Genomic DNA, 21034 nt, shown 5'->3' on the forward strand with positions numbered 1-21034 from the left:
TTGGAGGCTGCGGGACTGGGTACTGAAAAAGAATTTTTTTTAAGATTTGCTTGGAATCTGAATTCCCAGTCCCCAGTTCAAGTATTGATGCTGTTAATAATTTGCGAAGGCTTAAAGTAGTTGTAAGGTATGGGACGAGTTTGATTTCTAATATCTATTTGCCGTTCTATTTCATGCAAATTCTGTTGGAATTGCACCACAATTTCCTGCGCCAATGGATCGGCAAACTCCTCATCATAAAAACCCAATTTGTCATAGTGGTACGATGTTAAAATCTCAGTCCACATCACCTGATCGGCAGCTTGTTTAAAGGGAGGAAGTATCTTCATGATAGTTTCCAAATCCACACCCTTAGTTTCTGGAATTGGGTGGTAGGCTGCATAGGGCATATTGGGTACAAAAGCCATATATTCGTACTGAGAAAAATTCAAAGCAGAGTGTAGAGGAGCGCAAGTGAATACTACCACACTGATGATTTCAATCAGTTGTTCTAAAGTCTCAATTTTGTCTGGCATTCCCTTGACTTTACCACCATCTTGGGCCACTAATTCTCTAGCCCAATTTTGCAACTCATAGTCATTAATTAGCTCCTGTGAGGTTTTGTAATAGAGTTGTAAATATTCAGACACAAACTTTTCGACGGCATTCCAGATTAATATGCCATCGTCCCGGAAAGGGAAGTGCGGTAAAATTTCTGGGTCATCCGTTCGACGACTTTTTATTAACCGAGGGAAAGTAAACTTTTCAACACTCCATTCTTCATAAACCTTCGCCACAAACCCAAGAGACTCCGCCAATGAACCTGCCATAAACTCATCAACCGGGCCTCCCGGCTGTAAAAACTGAGTGCGCCCCAAATCGTTATCAAATAACATAAAACGGAAGTGGGGTTTTAAGAGTAAGGCGATGGGATGATTTTCTGCTAGTTGCCGCGCAGTTACAATTGCAAACGGAGCCATAACTGCATGGGTATAGGCAAAATGACTACCCAATTCTTGATGGTTGCCATCAGCAATTTGAACGCAGGTTTTTGCCAAAAACCAATCTAAATGGGGGTCAGCGGGTGTATAAATTACACTTTTTGCGCCAGAGTCATGATTAATCTGGATGGCAACAGGCACTAGAGAACCACCATTAGAACTATCATTACTTTGCCAATAAAATAGAGCTTGTGGCTTGGGAAGGTACTTTTTAACATTATCGTAGACACCACCTTGAATATCAGATAACAAAGGGTAATCTAAGAAATACAGCTTGCCTTCCTTGAGTGCCTTTTCCAAAGTAAATTCTGTCCCTGCAACCTTCTGAAAATGGAAATCCGTGACAGCAAAATTATCAGGTAATACATCAATTCTTCGGATAGCTAGTGGGTTCGCTCCAGAGAGTCGTTGTTCTGCAAAACAAGAGTCTGTTTTGTAATTTTTTATGACATCAGGTTTTGGTAGTAGTGATAAGAGTTCTTCATATTCTTCTAATTCATCTAATGGGTCTAAGAAGTTTCTGGCTTTAGCAGCTAGCATATTTGGTGCAAGAGTTGCCATACTTGCCAAACGTTTAGCAGTATATTCCGCCGAGAATATTTCCTTATGAGGAACTTTATCAATAACTGGTAGAGGAGCTAGATAATTGTAATTAAATTTGTACTCTTCTCGATTTTTATCTAGCCAATTGATTCGGACATCAACATCAGGATCTTTTTGTGGTAAGTATGGTTTCACGATTATCTCCAATTCGGTTTTTGAGCGTTTGGTAGTTAATGATTAACGTCAGAAAGGTGCTGAATCACATCAGGATGTAGCAACCACTTGAATTACAGAGTTTTCAGATACTCAATCAAAGCTTTTTTATTCTCATCAGATAAATCAGTGCCATAAATATGTCCCTGATTTGAATTAGCAGTTACCGTCGTATCGTATTTAAAACCTATAGCTTTGGCTTCATCTCCCTCAGTAATGAAACCAACTTTTTTCGGGTCGTAGACATCATATCCCCGATAGAAAACTTGAGGACGATTCTCTGGTTTTTCTAACAAATTTTGTAGAGATGGGACTGAACCATTATGTAAATATGGCGCTCTTAACCATAATCCATCTAGGGAAACAGATACATACCCATTGGTTTTACGTAAGTTTTTAAAGTCCCAAGGGTAGCCATCACCAAAATGATTGTAAGTATCTGCTCCTTCTTGCGTCCACATATCTAACCGATGGCGGTCAGTTCCCACTTCTTCCACAGGGATAACAGTACCCGTTCTTTCCCCACCAAAAGCGTGACAAGATGCACAAGTATTAGCAAAAATTTGACTTCCTTTTGCAGCCACTTGCCGATCAACTGCAAATGGATACTTGGGAGGTGGTAGTTCTTGAATAAAATCTTCTACCCGTTGTAAATCGGCTACAGGAAGTGATTTTTTGGTAGCACCATCACCAATTGCTCCAGTTTGAACAGTTTCTGTTAGTGAAGTTTCTAACCCATCCCAATGGAGTGCAAATCCTTTGTGCATCTTTTGATTCCAAAGAGGCATCATATCAGAGTTACCGATAGTGTTATCTTTGGGCAACTTCAAAGTATTGAATTTAACCGGATTAAAAGGGTCAATTCGACCAGGGCCCCAATTAGGACGAGAATCTGTCCAACTATAGTCTTCTTTTTGTTGCAGCAGCGCTTTCTTAGTTTGAGGAATTAGCAGATAGCGATAAAGTAAATTTTCTAACCACGAAAGCTGATAGTTATATTTGATTTCATCAAGGATATAATCTGCTGTAAATCTGGCATCACCAGCAGTTGCACTCAAAAATCGTAAATAGCCTTGTGAATCAAACTTATTAGCAGGAGCAGCGGCCACAATTGTGGGTTTATCTTTCTCTGTTTTTCTGTAGGTGGCAGTATGGCAAACAGCGCAAGTTATACCGACGCGAGGAAAGCCAATGGTTTTTTTCGTAAACCCAACTGGCATTTCTTTACCCTCTTCCCATGTGATTCCCAAGGAAGTATAACCACCTGGCCCTGGTAATTTATCAGGGAATATTCGTGGTAGTACCAGCCAAATCCAATAGGGAACACCTTGCGCTTCTTCTGTGCCAATAGAACCATATTTAAAGTGTTCTTCAGGCGATTCATAATATGTAGGAACCTCTCGAAAAAGGTTGTACCATCCCACATATCCAACTACACCAGCTAAAAGGATCGCAATTAAAACAATGGTTGTGATTACCCTACCTATTTGATTTTTGAGTATTGTCATGGCACTCTTTTGCTCCTTTGCAGAAGAATCTGTTTGTAGTGGAGGCAATATACCCACACTAGACTAGGTATAAAATTAGGAGAATTGCTTCACTGGAATTGCAGCGATCGCATTTTGCTACGCATTGCTAGTGTCAGAAGAATTACTTCCGCTAATCCAAAAAACAGGTCTACAAAGGCAATGGATAAAAATCCTTTATCTTGCCCAAAGAAAAACACTGCACAAATGAAAAATGTCGATCCAAAAGCTCTTGAAGGAAATATTGATATCCAGGCGGTTGCTTGATATCGGTACGGATCAAGTGCTCCAGGAACATAAAATGCACTAATAATAAACAACAACATTCCCGCAGCGCGAACCCAGATAATTGGCACTGGTATATGCATTTGAAGGAACGTCAGCATTAGTTCTGGAAAGAAGCAAGAGGGAATGACAAAAAGCATATTAACAATAATGCCAAGCCAAGTAACGCGACTAAACCATTTAGCGTAATTATTCATTTTTCTCTCCTTTTAAAGCTTTTTCATGTACTCAACTAGTGCATCTTTATCTTCTGTGGGAAGTTCAACACCATACAAGTGACCACTGTTACTATTTCCAGGTTTTGTGGTATCGAACTTAAAGTATTGTTTACCGTCTTCTACACCGACATCAGATACAAAACCAACTTTTGCTCTGTCAATCACATCGTAGCCACGATAGAATTCTTTGGGTCTATTTTCTGGTGTTTCTAGTAAATCTCGTAAGGTCGGGACTGAGCCATTGTGCAGATAAGGGCCGCGTAACCAAACACCATCAAGGGGCATATTTGCATAGCCATTCGTTTTGCGGAAATTCTTAAAGCGCCACGGATAGCCTGTATACAGAGTATTTTGATTAGACATCGTTTTGTAGGTATATGAGTCGAGACGATGGGGGTCTGTACCAATTTCTTGAATTGGTACAACTTTGCCTGTATAAGCACTACCAAAAGCATGACAACTAGCACAATTACTTTCAAAAAGTTGTTCTCCCTTCACTGCGATAGTTTCGTTAACTTCGTAGGGATATTTTGGTGGTGGTAGTTCCCAAAGCCAATCGGCAACTCTCTGAATTCGAGGCAAATCAATCGTTGTGGGCGTGACTCCAGCGCCTAAAGCCGCACTCTTATTTCGTTCATTAACGGAAGTGTTATTACCATCCCAATGTAACTGCAATCCTTCACGGGGTTTTTGATTCCAAACTGAGGGAAAATCAGAAGTACCAATCAGTTCATCCTCACGCAATTTATCCATTGGGAAATGGAATTGAATTGCTTTATAAGGATTAAAAGTATCTACTCTTCCTGGTCCCCAATCTGGTTGTTTTTCAACGAAATCAAGTCGAGATGCCTGATTAATTAGTGCATCTCTAGTTTGAGGAATTGCAATGAAGCGATAAAGTAATTTTTCAACGGGATTAAGACCGCCACTAATTTTTTCAATTTCTGGCAACATCCGGTTAGCAGTAAAGCGCTCATCTACACCAACTGCTGATAAGAATTTGATATATCCCTGCAAATTAACCACATTAGCAGGCATTGTTGTGATGACTTGATGTTCGCTATTAGGGGTATTTCGCAGCGTTCCTGTATGACATACAGCACAATTCAACCCAACTCTATCGATAAAGACTCGCCGTTGCGAAAAACCTATAGGTAAATCTTTGTCAGGTTCTTTGATAAATCCCAGAGAAGTATAACCTTTTCCAGGTAATTTATCTGGGAATAATTCTGGTAAAACTTTCCAAATCCAGTAAGGGACACCATTGACTGGTTCGCTGCCGATTGAACCATATTTAAAGTGGTTTTCAATATCAGCATAATCCACTGGAGAGTTAGACAAAACAGGCCAAAGGAAAAATACTGCTACTGCTACAATACCTACAATCACAACCCAAATCCGCTGGAAAACTCCCTTGATTGAGGTTGAAAGTAGGGTAGGGTTTGTTTGTTCAGTCATGAAACACTCCCCATTTTGTCGAGATTATTTGTAAGCGAAATTGTCGATGTGATCCGCATCGCTTTTTTATCTAGATAAATTTGCAAACTGAGTTTCATGAAAGACTGACATTACTTCTTCCATCATCTCTTCATAACTATTGAAGCGATCCTGTTCGTAACAGCCCAAGGGATTTTCAATTACATTCAGCAGACATTTATTGCAATAGGTACAGGGTTTATCTGCCAGGTCTTTACCTGCTTTAAAAGATTTAACTAGATCATTGTTAGCAATTAATGTACGAGCCATTGTGACGCCATCGCAATAATGTTCGTTAATTGCCTGACGAATATAAGAAGCTTGTTGTAAACCACCTGTACATAATACGGGAATATTAACGTGCTTTTTAATTTCTCTGGAATCTAGTAAGTTCCTGCCTTGGTTCTCTATTAGTAGCTGTTTGATTTTAGGGTCTTTTACATCATCACCACTAAATGCTTGAGGAGGTAATTGCTTTTTCACACGATTCCATAAAAAATTGAACAGTGGATGCAAAAATGCTTTGCGAAATAAAATGTAGTTGCGTGTGGTTTCGACACCACTTGACAACATGGCATCATAAGTTTTAGTAATTACATCAAAATTAAAATCACCAATGGGATTGAGTGGGTGAGGAAATAAGCTACCAGTTGACACATGGACGGCATCAGCCCCAGCTTCTTCTGCCCATTGACAAACTTGGATGGAATCTTCTATGGTGTTACCTGGTTTTTCCCAAAAGGTGACGGCGTTGTTATAGTCAACGGCACTAATTTTGAATTGCAGGTGAAAGTCGTTGCCTACTTCTTTGCGGATTGCTCTAATTACATCTAGCAAAAACCGTGCTCGATTCTCTAATGAACCACCATATTCATCTTGACGGTCGTTAATTCCAGAACTGAGAAATTGGTTAAAAAGATATCCATTAGCACTGTGCAATTCCACTCCATCTAAACCTGCTTCACGGGCACGTCTAGCACCATCGGCAAAGTATTGGATTGTTTCTTTTATCTCTGTTAGTGTCATCGCTTGACACAGAAAGCCGTGGAATGGCTCAGTTTGGCTGGTGGAACTTAACGCTTTTTTTCCTGAGTTCTCTATACCACCAATGTCCTGCTGTCGCCCAGAATGACTTAGTTGCAAGATCAATTTACAGTCATATTCGTGGACTTTTTCTCCTACTTTTCGCCAAAAAGGAATGCGCTCATCGCAGTCTATTGTGGCGTAATTGGGCATAATTCGTCCCCGGATGGCGACTGGGACAAAGGAAGTAATAATAGCCCCCACACCACCACGAGCAAACTTTTCTTCCCAGTTGATTCGGGCTTGAGTACCTGAACCATCATAGTTATCCCATCTTCCAGAAATACTTGAGCGAAATATCCGATTTTTTACTGTGAGATTACGGAATCTCAATGGTTCAAAGATAATATCGTTTTCCATGTGTTCCTCTGTCTTTTATATTATTTCGGCAATAAAATTAGGCGTCAAAATTATTCGTAGCACTAACAGTCTCGCCAAAGAACTATTATTTCTAGTGTCTCTGGGAGGGCAGTTTTTTATGTCTACAAATCTACAGTGGCGATTTTCGGATGGGAGCGTTAAGTATTAAGTTTTTGTTACTTAAACTTACCTACCAAGTTTCAGCATGGATATTTATCCTTATTGGTTTTTACAGTTATATAAAGACTTTTGCAGTTTGTAAAGCAATGGGATTTACAGAGCAATTCTTAAAAAAAGTGAAAATTTCCGTCTTTTATTTCTCTTAAAAGGTTAAGGCAACCTTAAAAGTAGCTGCTAACAATTTGTTACAAACCTAACCAAGTAGGTAGGAAATCGATACAACCATAGCAAATTGGTTATTGAACACCATTGTAAATTTACAATTTTTTAAATTTTTGATTTAGAAATGTATAAAAGTTTATTGATGACGTTTTGCAAATTTGTGTAGTAACTTCATATATAACGAACCTCAGTCAGGTACATTCTAAATCATCAAAATCTCCTAAGACTAAATCTGGAAAATGGGAAATTAGTGATGAAGCATTAGTGTACCTCTGTAAAAGTGAGATGCAGTGGAAAAGGTTTAGGTGTTACAACCAGAGAGTTTTATGAAAAAGACAAGTCTAATTTTTAAGGGCTGTCTGCTCGTCCTATTCGTGACTATGTTTATAGTCTGCGGCTTTTATGGAACGCCTACAGCTCTAGCCGATGAGTATAGTGAAACACCTGCGCCCATAAGTACTGAGTATTCGGATACGGGTGTATCTGAATACCCTGATAACTGTGAAGGTATCGGTTATCTCCCAGATTATACAAAGGAGAATTTGACAGATGCCGAAAAGCGGGGTCGTTGTACTTGGTACTTATGGACTGGCGGTAACGCCAAGTACTATCGCGATTTAGCGAAGCGAACGCATGGTGGTGTTGACCTGCTAAAGCTGATTGACTCGCGTGTGCATGACGAGCGATTGCAACGTTATGGCGCAATTAACGATCCTGGATGTGAAAAAGCAACAGCGCCAGATGAATACGGTTTGTGGCTAGATAAGTGTAAAGACCGACTCTCAACTGGCGTTATTGGGTTGCGTAAGTTCCAAAACCCCAACTTCGACTCGGCAAAATGGAACCCTGTTGAATATGCCAAAACCTCACAAATTGAGCCTCCCTACGTAATCGGGCAGTCTTGTGCTATTTGTCACGTAGCATTAGATCCCCTCAATCCACCCAAAGATAAGGAACACCCGAAATGGCAAAACCTTGTAGCAGCATTAGGTAATCAGTACATCAAGGAAAACAAATTATTTGCATCCAGCGTCGGGGAAAATAGTTTTGTTAAGCAAGTACTTGACTCTCAAAAACCGGGAACTTCTGATACTTCTCGGATTGCGACCGATCACATCAACAATCCGAATGCGATTAATTCCATTTTTAATTTAGGCGATCGCCCCAAATATCCAGAGGTGATGAACGATGGTTCAACCAAGGATGTCAATCATATTCTCAAGGATGGTGCAGACTCTACAGGAGTGCCAATTGCCTCATTACGCGTCTACGTCAACATTGGGATGTGCGGCGATTACTGGACAAGTCTCCATGAGCCTTTATTAGGCAGAACTCCCCAAAAACCTTTTGACATCGAAAAGGCACGTCAGGAGTGCGAAGGCTGGAGACAGACAGAAACACGTATGGCTGATGCCGAAGCATTCTTAAAAACCATTAAGCCGATGCACCTGAAAGATGCACCGGCTGGTGAAAAGTTCTTGACTAAAGATGAAGAAGTTCTCAAACGTGGCAAGCTGGTTTTTGCCAGCACTTGTGCTAGTTGCCATTCCAGCAAAATGCCACCTGCTGCGATCGCTGCTGACTCCGAACAGGCTCAGAAATGGTACGAAGAGTCTGTACTCAGTAGTAATTTTCTCGACCACAACTTCTTGTCTGATGATCAGCGTTATCCGGTGACACTAATTGGTACCAATGCGGCGCGATCGCTAGGAACAAATGCCGCTAAGGGTCATATTTGGGATCAGTTCTCATCGAAGACTTACAAAGAACTGCCTTCACCAGGTACTTTGACGCTGTACAATCCCTTCGATAAGAAAAAACCCATCGAATTTAAGATACCTGACGGCGGTTTGGGATATTACCGTACACCTTCGCTAGTGAGCATTTGGGCAACAGCACCACTTCTGCACAACAACACGCTAGGACTTTACAACGAAGATCCTTCAGTCAAAGGACGTGTAGAAGCCTATACTGATGCTATGGAAAAGCTGCTGTGGCCTGAAAAGCGTGAGGGGATTATCAGCAGGACAGATCGAGATACCAAATTAGAGCTTCCCCCAGGAGATCCGAATCCGAGATTTAAACTTCCTGTTCCTAAAGGTACGCCTGTGAATTTGCTAGCAAGCATCAATATTAGAGAGGCGATAACATCTCTCAATCTCAGCAGCCTTTTCCAAGACTTGAAACCAGGCGGTGGAATTAAGGGTAAGTTGGCACGTGTGCTTTTAAGAGCCAACAAATCTCCTGATTTTGTGGAAGATGAGGGTCATTATTTTGGCTCAAATCTGCCAGATGAAGATAAGAAAGCGCTAATTGAGTTCGTGAAAACGTTCTAAGTACAGCTTTGTGTACAATCGTAGTGTTTTAAACGCTCCAGAGGCGCAGGGAATTCGCTACGAATTAATAAAATGTTGTACTAAGACAACTTGTCTGGATATTTTTCTCATTCCCAGATTTAACCTGGGAACGAGAAAAAATATTTATTAAATAGGAAGGATATATATGCAGTATTTACCAATCATCTTTGTTCGTGGATATGCAGGTACACAAAAAGACGTTGAGCAAACAGTTGACGATCCCTTTTATGGATTCAATAGTGGTTCAACCCATATTCGAGTAGATGAGAAGGAAAATCCTCAGAAGTTTTTTTTCGAGAGTCCATTGCTGCGGCTAATGACCGATCATGGTTATCAACCGATTGTTGACAATCAGAATGTGAGCAATCAGATTAAAAGATTGTCCAATCAACTTGATAAAACTATTTGGATCTATCGATTTTATGATATATCTACACCTAGTTTTGGCTCCTCAAGTGTAGTCCGACAGGAGATGGAGGAGATAGCTAAGGGTTTAAGAGACTTGATCCAAAATGTCAAGGAAACGACTGGTGCTGACAAAATTTATCTTGTAGCCCATTCGATGGGTGGTCTTGTTTGTCGCAGCTTGATTCAAAAAATTTATCCAGAACAAGGCGATCAAGCTGCTGATAGCATTGACAAATTCTTTACCTACGCTACACCTCATGGTGGCATTTATTTTGAGGTTGGGAATGGCTTGCTCGAAAACCTTAGAGACACGTTCCAATTGAATAATTCTGATGACTTTGGCCCTCAACGGATGTACCAGTATTTAACACCTGATATCAAGCCCAAGGATGAATTACCCGATAACTTTCAGCTAGAAAAACTACAAAACATAGAGAATGCATTTCCACCAAACCGCGTTTTTTCTTTGATTGGCACTAATGCACATGATTATGAAGAAGCTTTTGGTTTCTCACGCAAGACTGTGGGGGTGAAAAGTGATGGTTTAGTTCAGATTGATAAAGCTTATATCACGGGATCTCATCGTGCTTATGTTCATCGCTCTCATGGTGGGCGTTATGGCATCTTGAACTCCGAAGAAGGTTATCAAAACCTGCAACGATTTTTGTTTGGTGATATCCAGGTGAAACTCTCTCTTAGCAATGTTGAGTTAAAAGACCTGGACAAGAATTTTTATCAACTGGAAACTAGGGTGGCTTTGCGTGGTCTTCCTATTCCTATATATGAGCAAGCGATCGCTCATTATTGCCCAATTACACAAGAGTTAACCCGAACAGATAAACCTGTTCCTCTATTTACAGCTTTCTTAATCCCAAGAAACTCAGCCAATGACGATAATACCTGTAGATATGCTCTGCGTTTAGCACTGCATTCGTTCACAAAACAAGAGACGAATTGGTTACGCGACCATCATCTCGACCAAGTACCCGTGTGGTCTGACTATCTAATTACTGATATTGCCGAATCAAATAGCACTTATGAGGCTAAATACAGTTGGAATTCTGATGAAAAAGAGCCAGTAACAAAGTTAAATCCGACTTCAGAATCCAGTTCGGGTGTATATGTTGCGTATGTTTACTTACCTGAACGCGGGCAAAAAGTTTTAGGAACAAATGCGGCAGTTCGTTTAGAAATTTCCCAATGGCAATAAATAAGTGCTTCTTGTTGTGTAGTCAGTGATTAGTTTTGTTTACTTAGCACTTGTTAATTATTTTAGAGAGATAATAATCAAGGTTAAAGAGCGTTAAGTTAATAATGACTAATAACTAATGATTCATAAAAGACATAAGAGAAAAAAATGGAGAGATGCAGTCTACGTCTCTATAAAGGTTCTGGATTAACACATAGTTATTTTAACCAGATATCTATTTATTTCAAGCTGTTAACAGAGGAAAATTATGCAGAGTAATCGCAAACAAACGGCTCTTATTACTGGTGCATCTGGCGGCATCGGTTATGAATTCGTGAAATTATTTGCTCAGGATGGTTACAATCTTGTATTGGTAGCTAGAAGTGTGGAAAAATTAAATAAAATTGCCGATGAATTTAAAAATAAATTTGGCATTGATGTCAAAATTATTTCCAAAGATTTATCTAACCCATCAGCCCCAGAAGAAATTTTCAGGGAGCTAGAACAAGCATCGATCAATGTTGATGTGTTGGTGAACAATGCTGGGTTTGCTACCTACGGATTATTTAATGAAATTGACCTGAATGCTGAAATGCAATTGCTACAAGTCAATATCTTATGTCTGACACATTTAACCAAGTTATTTCTTAAAGGTATGGTTAAGCGGGGGTCTGGAAAAATATTAAACTTGGCCTCCACTGCTGCTTTTCAACCAGGGCCACTGATGGCAGTATACTACGCTAGTAAAGCCTATGTTTTATCGTTCTCAGAAGCGATCGCTAATGAATTAGAAGGCACAGGCGTTTCTGTAACAGCACTTTGTCCAGGGCCTACAGAATCTGGTTTTCAACAAAGAGCTGCAATGGAAGACTCAAAGTTGGTAAGCGGTCAAAAAATTATGACTGCGGAAACAGTAGCCCAAATCGGCTATCGTGGTCTATTTGAAAACAAAACTGTTGTTGTTCCTGGAATTAAAAATAAGCTCCTTGCTGAATCTGTAAGATTTACTCCTAGAAAGCTAGTGACTAAACTAGTCAGAAATATGCAGGAAAGCAAGTAATAAGTAGGTCGCCGTAAATAATTATCATAAGGCAGGGGGCAGGGGGCAGGGAGCTGGGGGCAGGGGGCAGGGAGCAGGGAGCAGGGGAGAAGGTACAAACCTAGTAAAATTATCGGCGAAAGCAAGGGTGCTTTTTTTCTCACTAGGGTTGAGAGCAAGAATCTTTATAGGTGGTTTTTCTCCCCTTGCTTCCCTGCCCCCCTGCTCCCCTGCTTTTTCACTAATCCCCCTGTGGATGCTCATCCCACAAGGTTGTCAGTTCCCGTAAACTTTGATGATTGCCATTGCCCAAAATCAGATGATCTAGTACTGGAATGGCCAAAAGCTGTGCCCCTGCTAATAACTGACGCGTTAATTCTATATCTTCCTGGCTCGGTTCAAGGTTCCCAGAAGGATGGTTGTGGGCAACTATTACCCGCGTTGCTCCTTGACGAATAACTTCTCGAAAAATGTCACGGGGAGAGGCTAGGGTTTCGGTTGCAGTACCAATGGTAATTACTTGTGTACCCAATAAGCGATTCTTGACATCTAATAGCACCACTGCAAAACGTTCTTGTGTCTGCCACATCAAATCTTGACTGAGGGTAGCAGCAGCAGCAAGTGGGCTATCAATTAATGTGCCATCATTGGGACGAGATTGAAAAGCGCGTTTACCCAATTCGATGGCTGCTAAGATGCTTGTCGCCTTCGCCGGGCCAACACCAGAAATTTGCATCAACTCAGCAGGGCTAACTTCTCGCAGAACTACCAAAGGATCGCGTTGGTGTTTGGCTAATTCGCTCAAGATATATTGTCCCAAACCCACAGCAGATAGTTTTCCCGGCCCTTGACCAGTGCCTAGAAGAATTGCGATTAACTCTGCTGTGGCTAAAATTTTTGCACCATGCGTCATTAATCGCTCACGCGGACGCTCATTTGTAGGTAGGTCGGCAATTCTGAGGCAATAGGTCATATTAAACTAAGAAAATAGCACCACACATAGAACTATCCTTAGTTATCCCTCGTTTGCTCTCAAAATCATCTTTATTTGAGAAAATATTTAATTTTAGTAAATTTATCTATTTATGTATATTTTTCAAACCTAATGTCTCTAAAATTACTAGTTAGGCTGACGAACGGATAGCAAAAGGTCAACCGATGCCAGGTGTAAGAGAGGTTACAATGACTGCTGATGATAGAGCTTATGAGTTAGACATCCTGAAAAAAGTAATCAACACTTATTTAGATCAGACTGTACCAGTTACAGAAGAGGGTTTAGATTCTCTAGTGTCCAAACACGATGAGACTGTTTGGAAGATAGCTACAAAAATTTATAGCGAGAGCGGACACAAGGTTGAATTTTCTCTAGTGCGTGATATTGTTAACTCCCATATCGAAGTCTTGAAAATGCACGTAGCGACTGAGAAGGCAGCAGCCTACAAGCGCTTACAGTGCCAAAAAGTTGAAGAAGCTCGACGAGTGGCACAAGGAGCTCAACAAGCGGCAGAGGCAGAGAATCGCAGGCAAAATCGATTGATTGAGTTAGCTAAAAAGTTTGATGAGTCCGGTAGAGACAAGAGTATGTCCGATCTTTTTGTTAAAGTTCTAGATATAGTCAGTGAACAGTTGAGCGTTGAGTTGGATAAAGTAAGTTTGAATAGTCACATTTGTAAGGATTTAGGGGCAGATGAGCTTGATACTCTTGAGCTTGCAATGGCAGTTGAAGAGGCGTTTGATTTTAATATTGAAATACCTGAGGACATATTAGGGTCAGTTAAAAAATGGCCTCCGTCATTTAGCAATGATTATTTCGGTGATTCAGTTCCTGTAGCTTGCACTGTTGGAGAACTCTTGGACTACATTCACAAGCAAATCCTACCTGAAGATTAGCCGTTAGCATAGTGCGTAGTTTACCGCCGTAGGCATCGCATAATTCAACAGCCCAACACTAAACGCGATCGCAAACCCTTTTAACTCTTTAATTTTCCCTAATTACTGATGAATTTGCGTTGCTTTCAGCATGTGGTAGGTAATGATTAACTGAGTCAGAGCTAGAGGATAACTTTGGAGTGCTTCTCCAGTTGTACCAGCAATTTTTCCCAATTCTGGATTACTTTCGCGATCGCAAATATTTCGTAAATGGGGCATATCAGAACAAATAATATGCTCTAGCTTATTTACCTGTTCTAAAGTGGCATGACCATCAACTTCTAAGACATCCACAGGTTTACTCATATCCCTGTCTAGCCCCAGGCGGATCGCAGAGTCAGAATCACCATAGCCAGAGTTGATAATCTGGGTAAAATCTGGATGGGGAATTGTCGGGCGAAGTACCAGACGAACATTCAGGTGTCCATTGGTTTCATCATCTTCCCCAGTGGGTGGATAAAAACTAATAACTATATCAGACCATTGCCGCTGCGGACGGATAAACTCTGCTGAATCTGGTTCGCGCTTTTCTAATTCCGCTATTACCTGTTCAGCAGTGTAGCCGCGCTTTTGCGTATCCCGCTTGACTTTCCACTTAGTGCGTAGTTCTTCAGGGGGTGCAAGGTAAACTTTCACGTCGTAGGAATCACGAGCAGCACGGGTAGAATAACCGAGTAATCCTTCAATAATCACGAATTTATTCGGCTTGATATAGTGCGGTGGCTCGAATTTGCCGGTTTTATGGCTGTAAACTGGCTTAAGAATTGGTTGTCCTGTGCGTAGCAGCGACAGATGTTGCTGCATAATATCTAAGTGATTGCAGTCGGGGTGAAGGGCAGTGATACCAATTTCTGCACGTTGTTGGCGATCGTAACGGTGATAATCATCTGTACAAATGAGCGTGACATTTTCTGGGCCGAGTACCTGAGCAATTCCTCGCGTTAGTGTTGTTTTACCAGCCGCGCTGTCGCCGACAATACCAAGAATTATTGGACGGCTCATCATAACCTCCCACAATAAAAATAACTTTAGTAATAAAATTACCTACAATAGTTTTTATTTTAGAAGGGTTTAAGCAAGTAACTCAAACAAACACTTAGTATGCAATATCTCTACACATAGAGGATGTTTTAAAAGTGGTTTGCTGCAATTTTAAGCACTTGTTGATCCCCCCTAACCCCCCTTATAAAGGGGGGAACCGGAATCAAAGTCCCCCTTTTTAAGGGGGATTTAGGGGGATCTAAAATGTTTTGCTACCGACCAGGCCCATTGTAGACATCGCTTTTTGCATCATAATTACAATCTACATGATTGTTAGAGTTATCTGTATACATAAAAACTAGACATTTTTTGTTGAACCTACTCTCAGCCGTAGATATTCAATTTTGATACAAGCATCCATAACCATATTGAGTCCTGCATCTATAGCTTTTTGTGCTGATGGTTGATGCCAGATACCCAGTTGTGTCCATACAGTTTTAGCAGTGATGGAAATTGCTTCATCTAAGATTTTTGGCAAGTACTCAGAACGACGAAACACGTTAACAATATCCACGAGTTTGGGTAATTCCTGGAGTGCGGCATAACTGGGTTGACCGTCAATTTCTTTAATTAGAGGGTTGACGGCATAGACTGTATAGCCTTTTTGCCGCAAGAATTGGGCGATTTGATAACTGGTGCGTTCGCGTTTATCAGAGTGACCCACAACAGCGATGGTTTTGGCTTGGATTAACACCTCACGCAGAACGTTATCATCTTCTTTAAGATTTGGCATGATTTAAAATATCCTGAGCGATCGCTTTGTTTATCATACTGAGTTGCATTTAAATATAATTTTGACTTTTAAAAAATCATTCACGAGTATCAAAGACTCATTCATGAGTATCAAAGACTCGTCCCCTATTCTCCATGCCCAATGCCCATGACAACTAAAACATTAGGACTCGAACAAAACCTCCACGACTATTTACTGTCAGTCTCTCTTCGAGAACCGGAAATTTTAACCCAACTAAGACAGGAAACAGCCCAGTATCCGATAGGGAGAATGCAGATTGCTCCCGAACAAGGGCAATTTTTGGCGTTACTGGTGCAATTGTTGGGAGCTAAGAAAACTTTGGAAATTGGGGTATTTACAGGTTATAGTTCCCTGGTGGTGGCATTGGCATTACCGAGGGACGGTAAGGTGGTAGCCTGTGATATTAGTGAAGAATTTACAACGATCGCTAGACGGTATTGGCAACAAGCAGGAGTGGCGGATAAAATTCAACTGCATATTGCCCCAGCTTTGCAGACTTTGGATTGGCTACTGGCAACAAAAGAAGCAGAAACTTTTGATTTCGCCTTCATCGATGCAGATAAGAGCAACTATGATGGCTATTATGAGCGATCGCTGCAATTAGTGCGTCCGGGGGGATTGATTGCGATCGATAATGTTTTGTGGTCAGGCAGGGTTGCCGACCCCCAAGTGCAAGATAATAGAACTAAAAGAATTCGTGCCTTTAATCAAAAACTGCATCAAGACCAGCGAGTTAGTCTTAGTTTAGTCGCGATCGCAGATGGCTTAACTTTGGCACTGAAAAAGTAATGTCTTTTAACATCTGGCAATTACAGCTATTTTCAGGTAAATAGACCACGCGGTAGGGGCACAGCATTGCTCATTGGTGTCAACTTCAGCCGAAAACTATATTAGACAGGCGTTTTGTAAATCCCTCACGCCCTCATCCCCTAACCCCTTCTCCCAAGGGAGAAGGGGAATTGAATGTCTAGCTCCCCTCTCTCTTGGGAGAGGGGCTGGGGGTGAGGGCAAAATGTTTTCACCAAGCGGGTTTAGCGTTAAGTTGACACGTATGAACAATGCTGTGCCCTTACGACAGATGTGGTTCAAATACATGAATTCTGCTGTATGTTACAGCAGAATTCAAAATACAGAATTTATGAGTAAAACACACTTTATATCTGAGTAACAGACGAATCGTTGTGTACCTTGCCAACTTGAAATCTGCTGTATTTGTCGTTTTGAGGACTTACGCAATAACTCTCTGAAACTCTTATTCCTTTGTGTGCTTTGCGTCCTTTGCGGTTCGTTTTTTCATTATTTTGCGTAAGTCCTGGTTTTAACTAATTATTGTACTTTAGCCAAAATAGCTCTTATTGCTCTAACATTTGGAAGAATCGGGTAAAGTAATCTGGAAAAGTCTTCGCTGTACAACCAGGATCTTTAATTACAATCCCTGGAACCTTCAAGCCAGTGACAGCAAAAGCCATCGCCATTCGATGATCGTGATAGGTTTCAATTGCTGCCGGGGTAATGGGCCCAGGCTCAATTTTTAGTCTATCTGCAAATTCTTCAACCTCAACACCTAACCGTCGCAACTCTGTGACAACAGCTTTAATTCGGTCGGTTTCCTTATATCGAATATGTTCCACGTTACGAATGGTAATTGGGGAACTGGCAAAGGGGGCGATCGCTCCTAATGTTTGCACTAAATCCGATATATCATTCATATCAATATCGATGCCTTGCAATTGCTTCGGCCCGGTCACTTCAGTGTAATCATCCGAATCCTTAATTTGACAACCCATCTGTTCTAAAACATTCAGCCACAGAATATCACCCTGACAAGATTGTTTCGTCAAATGTTTTACCCGCACCCGTCCACCCGTGACGGCGGCGGCAGCAAAAAAGTAAGAAGCATTTGACGCATCGGGTTCTACTGTGTAATGTCGAGCTTGGTAACGTTGACCTGCTTTAATCTGAAATTGATTATCGCTGATTTGAATCACCTCCACGCCAAAGTCTGCCATCAGACGACAGGTCATTTTGACGTAAGACTGAGAAACCAGTGTACCCTCAACCTCAATAATTGTGTCTTGTTGAGCATAAGGCGCAATCATCAACAACGCCGAAAGTTGCTGACTTGTTTGATTAGCTTTCAACTGAAAGTTTCCGCCAGCGAATCCCTGACTATAAACGGTGTAGGGCATAAACCCAGAGTTTCCCTCAAAGTTAACGGTTGCTCCACCCGTTTGCAGCACCGTCAACAAGTCGCCCATCGGTCGTTCTCGCATCCGGGGAACGCCATCTAGGCGATATTCGCCATTCCCCAGTGCCACCAACGCCGAAATAAACCGTGCTGCTGTACCTGCCAAACCCACAAATAAATCTGCCTGTTTAGCTGAAATTTCCCCTCCCCTTCCCGCCACTTGAATTTGTGCCAGTTGAGGATTCAAAGTAATGGGAATGCCCAACTGCTCTACGCATTTGGCAAAATACTCGCTGTCTTCGCTAAATAAGGCATTTTCTAAAATTGAGTCACCTTGCGCTAACGCCGCGACAAGCAACGCTCGATTGGTAAGACTTTTAGAACCAGGAATTTCTACCGTGGCATCTACTGGCCGATTTAGAGCAGGAATTGCAATGGTATCCACTTTAAACCTCTACGTAGGCGGTTAGCTACAACTTTATTTAATATATTCCCATATCTTGAGCAAAAGGGGCAGGGGAGTAGGGAGCGTGAGTTACAAGTAAAGAGTGAGGAATGATATTTCAACAAATTCTGCGGAATTCCCCGTCCCTCTATAGGACGGGGATGGATAGCAGGGTGACTGAGGAGTCACCAAATATTTTGATTTACTGCTTTACTGCTAATGTTAGATTGTAGTAAAATATAGAAACCAAGGGGGTGATATTGAGTGTTAAATAAAGCTGTTCAAGTTCGTTTATACCCATCAAAAGAGCAAGAAATATTATTAACGCGAACATTTGGGTGTTCTCGCTGGTGGTGGAATTATGCTCTAAACAAATCTATTGAAACTTATAAAGAAACGGGTAAGGGACTAGGGCAAGTAGCACTCAATGCACTGTTACCAAAACTCAAAAAAGCAGAAGATACTGCATGGTTAGCTGATTGCTATAGTCAAGTTTTGCAAGCTACTACACTCAATTTGACCACAGCATATAAAAACTTTTTTGATAAATGTGCTGGTTTTCCCAAATTCAAATCTAAGCACGGAAAACAGTCTGTTCAGTATCCTCAAAATGTCAAAATTGTAGATGGTAATGTGAAGCTCCCCGGTAATATTGGGAGCGTCAAAGCCAAAATACACAGACATATTGAGGGGAAAATCAAGACTGTAACTATTAGCAAGACCTCATCGGGTAAATATCTTGCATCCATCCTAACTGAAGTAGAGGAGCAGCGCGTTGCTTTGGTTCCCAAAGTTGTAGCGACTGCGGGAGAAAACCCTGTTACATCAGAAGGTAAAATCTATGGTATTGATTTAGGATTGAAACATTTTGCTGTTGTTACAGATGGCGAAAAGGTTTCCAAATATGATAATCCTAACCATCTTGCCAAGCATGAAAAAAACCTCAAACGTAAACAACAAAAGTTAGCACGTAAGCAAAAAGGAAGTAATTCAAGAAATAGATATAGAAAAGTTGTTGCCAAAGTGTACGAACGAGTTAGTAATTCCAGGCAAGATTTTCTACATAAACTTAGTTATAAGTTAGTCAGCGATAGCCAAGCTGTGATAGTAGAAAATCTTCATGTCAAAGGCATGGTTCGTAATCACAATTTGGCGAAAGCAATATCTGATGTGGGTTGGGGAACATTCACTAACTTTTTAGCCTATAAGCTAGAACGCAAAGGTGGGAAGTTGGTTGAGATTGATAGATGGTTTCCCAGTTCCAAGCTCTGTTCTAATTGTTTCTATCAGATTAGCGAGATGCCATTAGATGTGAGGGAGTGGACTTGTCCTCACTGTGGCATTCACCATGATCGGGATGGGAACGCAGCTATAAATATTAGAGCAGAGGGTATCAGAATGCTAAAGGCGGAAGGTTCAGCCGTCTCTGCTGTAGGAGGGAAAGTAAGACCAAAACTAGGGCGAAAGTCCAAGTTGAGGCATTCGCCTGTGAGTACAGAAGCCCCGCCTTCAGGCAAAGCCAAGGCGGGGTAGTTCACAACTTATAATTTATAACTCGCCTATAACTCGCAATTCATAACTCAGAACTGGCTAAAGCCTAGCCTAACAGGACTCTAGAAATATGCAATTTATCGACCAAGCAAAAATTGAAGTTGAAGCTGGTAAGGGCGGCGATGGTATTGTCGCTTTCCGGCGAGAGAAATACGTGCCGACTGGCGGCCCCTCTGGTGGTAATGGGGGACGAGGTGGTTCGGTATTTTTCGTTGCCGAAGAAAACCTCCAAACTTTGTTGGACTTCAGATACAACCATCGCTTTCAGGCAGAAAAGGGTACTCGTGGCGGGCCAAATAACTGCACTGGGGCAGCAGGAAAGGATTTAATTATCGAAGTTCCCTGCGGTACAACCATTTATGATGCTGAAACTGGCGAACTGCTAGGGGATTTAATTGAACCTCAGCAGACTTTGCTGATTGCCCAAGGTGGTAAAGGCGGGCTGGGAAATCAGCATTTCTTGAGTAACCGTAACCGCGCCCCAGAATATGCCCTCCCAGGATTACCAGGGGAAATAAAGCAGCTGCGTCTGGAGTTAAAACTTTTGGCAGAAGTAGGGATTATTGGCTTACCAAATGCTGGTAAATCCACTTTAATTTCATCTTTATCAGCTGCACGTCCAAAAATCGCAGATTACCCTTTTACTACCCTGATCCCAAATTTGGGTGTAGTGCGGAAACCTACTGGCGATGGTACTGTTTTCGCCGACATTCCCGGACTAATTGAGGGAGCAGCTCGCGGGGCAGGGCTGGGACATGATTTCTTGCGCCACATCGAGCGGACGCGGGTGCTACTTCACTTAATTGATGCTACTAGTGATGATGTGGTTAGAGACTACTACACAATTAAGGAAGAATTACAAGCTTATGGACGGGGTTTAGCAGAACGTCCGCAAATTTTGGCGTTGAATAAAATTGATGCAGTCGATCGGGAAACTGTCGATTTGGAGGCGTTAGCCACCCAACTTAATCATCTCTCCTATGCCCCGGTTTTTGTGATTTCTGCGGTGACTCGCACCGGGTTAGAGCCGATGTTACAGGAAATTTGGGGAATTCTCGACCAAATGAAGGTTCCCGAAGAAGTGGAGGTATTTAGCTGATGAAATAA

General features: G+C 41.5%; 16 protein-coding genes. 7 read left to right on the plus strand and 9 right to left on the minus strand.

All coding sequences use genetic code 11. The features are described 5' to 3' along the window. Positions 1 to 77: 77 nt before the first annotated feature. From V7K41_RS26665 to V7K41_RS26685, 5 genes are all read right to left on the minus strand, one after another. Positions 78 to 1718 carry a lipoxygenase family protein gene (locus V7K41_RS26665; RefSeq protein ID WP_334853060.1) on the minus strand — a complete coding sequence of 547 codons (1641 nt, stop codon included), beginning with the start codon at positions 1716 to 1718 and terminating at the stop codon, positions 78 to 80. 92 nt (positions 1719 to 1810) lie between these two features. Continuing rightward, positions 1811 to 3244: a c-type cytochrome gene (locus tag V7K41_RS26670; RefSeq protein WP_334853062.1), complete on the minus strand. Its 1434-nt coding sequence runs from the start codon at positions 3242 to 3244 to the stop codon at positions 1811 to 1813. Positions 3245 to 3333: 89 nt separating this feature from the next. Continuing rightward, the gene (locus tag V7K41_RS26675; RefSeq protein ID WP_334853064.1) at positions 3334 to 3744 is read right to left on the minus strand and encodes a hypothetical protein; all 411 of its coding nucleotides are present in this window, start codon (positions 3742 to 3744) and stop codon (positions 3334 to 3336) included. Between the two features lie 12 nt (positions 3745 to 3756). Further along, entirely contained in the window at positions 3757 to 5223 is a 1467-nt protein-coding gene (locus V7K41_RS26680; protein WP_334853066.1) for a cytochrome c, read from the minus strand. A gap of 66 nt (positions 5224 to 5289) precedes the next feature. Continuing rightward, a complete protein-coding gene (locus tag V7K41_RS26685; protein WP_334853068.1) occupies positions 5290 to 6684 on the minus strand; it encodes an NADH:flavin oxidoreductase in 1395 nt (464 codons plus the stop codon). A 668-nt stretch (positions 6685 to 7352) separates the two neighbouring features. On the opposite strand from V7K41_RS26685, the gene V7K41_RS26690 reads away from it, so the two are divergent. From V7K41_RS26690 to V7K41_RS26700, 3 genes are all read left to right on the plus strand, one after another. Beyond that, positions 7353 to 9362, plus strand: a complete 2010-nt coding sequence (locus V7K41_RS26690; protein ID WP_334853070.1) for a hypothetical protein — start codon at positions 7353 to 7355, stop codon at positions 9360 to 9362. A gap of 166 nt (positions 9363 to 9528) precedes the next feature. Next, complete coding sequence (locus V7K41_RS26695) at positions 9529 to 11001, plus strand: lipase family alpha/beta hydrolase (protein ID WP_334853072.1); 1473 nt, start codon at positions 9529 to 9531, stop codon at positions 10999 to 11001. 247 nt (positions 11002 to 11248) lie between these two features. Then, positions 11249 to 12040: an SDR family NAD(P)-dependent oxidoreductase gene (locus tag V7K41_RS26700; RefSeq protein WP_334853073.1), complete on the plus strand. Its 792-nt coding sequence runs from the start codon at positions 11249 to 11251 to the stop codon at positions 12038 to 12040. A 220-nt stretch (positions 12041 to 12260) separates the two neighbouring features. Here the strand turns inward: V7K41_RS26700 and radC are convergent, their stop codons facing one another. Beyond that, positions 12261 to 12992 (minus strand): RadC family protein, encoded by a 732-nt coding sequence (gene radC, locus V7K41_RS26705; RefSeq protein ID WP_334853074.1) that lies wholly within the window; start codon positions 12990 to 12992, stop codon positions 12261 to 12263. 209 nt (positions 12993 to 13201) lie between these two features. On the opposite strand from radC, the gene V7K41_RS26710 reads away from it, so the two are divergent. Continuing rightward, positions 13202 to 13909, plus strand: a complete 708-nt coding sequence (locus V7K41_RS26710; RefSeq protein WP_334853076.1) for a phosphopantetheine-binding protein — start codon at positions 13202 to 13204, stop codon at positions 13907 to 13909. A gap of 102 nt (positions 13910 to 14011) precedes the next feature. Here V7K41_RS26710 and V7K41_RS26715 read toward each other — a convergent pair whose 3' ends face one another. Both V7K41_RS26715 and V7K41_RS26720 read right to left on the minus strand, forming a co-directional pair. After that, complete coding sequence (locus V7K41_RS26715) at positions 14012 to 14950, minus strand: phosphoribulokinase (protein WP_334853219.1); 939 nt, start codon at positions 14948 to 14950, stop codon at positions 14012 to 14014. A 337-nt stretch (positions 14951 to 15287) separates the two neighbouring features. Beyond that, entirely contained in the window at positions 15288 to 15722 is a 435-nt protein-coding gene (locus tag V7K41_RS26720; RefSeq protein ID WP_334853077.1) for a CoA-binding protein, read from the minus strand. Positions 15723 to 15869: 147 nt separating this feature from the next. On the opposite strand from V7K41_RS26720, the gene V7K41_RS26725 reads away from it, so the two are divergent. After that, the gene (locus V7K41_RS26725; RefSeq protein WP_334853079.1) at positions 15870 to 16532 is read left to right on the plus strand and encodes a class I SAM-dependent methyltransferase; all 663 of its coding nucleotides are present in this window, start codon (positions 15870 to 15872) and stop codon (positions 16530 to 16532) included. Between the two features lie 563 nt (positions 16533 to 17095). On the opposite strand, the gene aroA is transcribed toward V7K41_RS26725, so the two are convergent. Beyond that, the gene (gene aroA, locus V7K41_RS26730; RefSeq protein WP_334853080.1) at positions 17096 to 18376 is read right to left on the minus strand and encodes a 3-phosphoshikimate 1-carboxyvinyltransferase; all 1281 of its coding nucleotides are present in this window, start codon (positions 18374 to 18376) and stop codon (positions 17096 to 17098) included. A gap of 264 nt (positions 18377 to 18640) precedes the next feature. Here aroA and V7K41_RS26735 point away from each other — a divergent pair, with 264 nt between their 5' ends. Beyond that, positions 18641 to 19909, plus strand: coding sequence for an RNA-guided endonuclease InsQ/TnpB family protein (locus tag V7K41_RS26735; protein WP_334853081.1), 1269 nt, complete (start codon positions 18641 to 18643; stop codon positions 19907 to 19909). Between the two features lie 88 nt (positions 19910 to 19997). Continuing rightward, on the plus strand, positions 19998 to 21026 hold the full coding sequence (obgE, locus tag V7K41_RS26740) for a GTPase ObgE (protein WP_334853083.1): 1029 nt from the start codon (positions 19998 to 20000) through the stop codon (positions 21024 to 21026). The last annotated feature ends 8 nt before the right edge of the window (positions 21027 to 21034 follow it).

This window comes from Nostoc sp. (genome assembly GCF_036917415.1).
Classification (GTDB): domain Bacteria; phylum Cyanobacteriota; class Cyanobacteriia; order Cyanobacteriales; family Nostocaceae; genus Nostoc.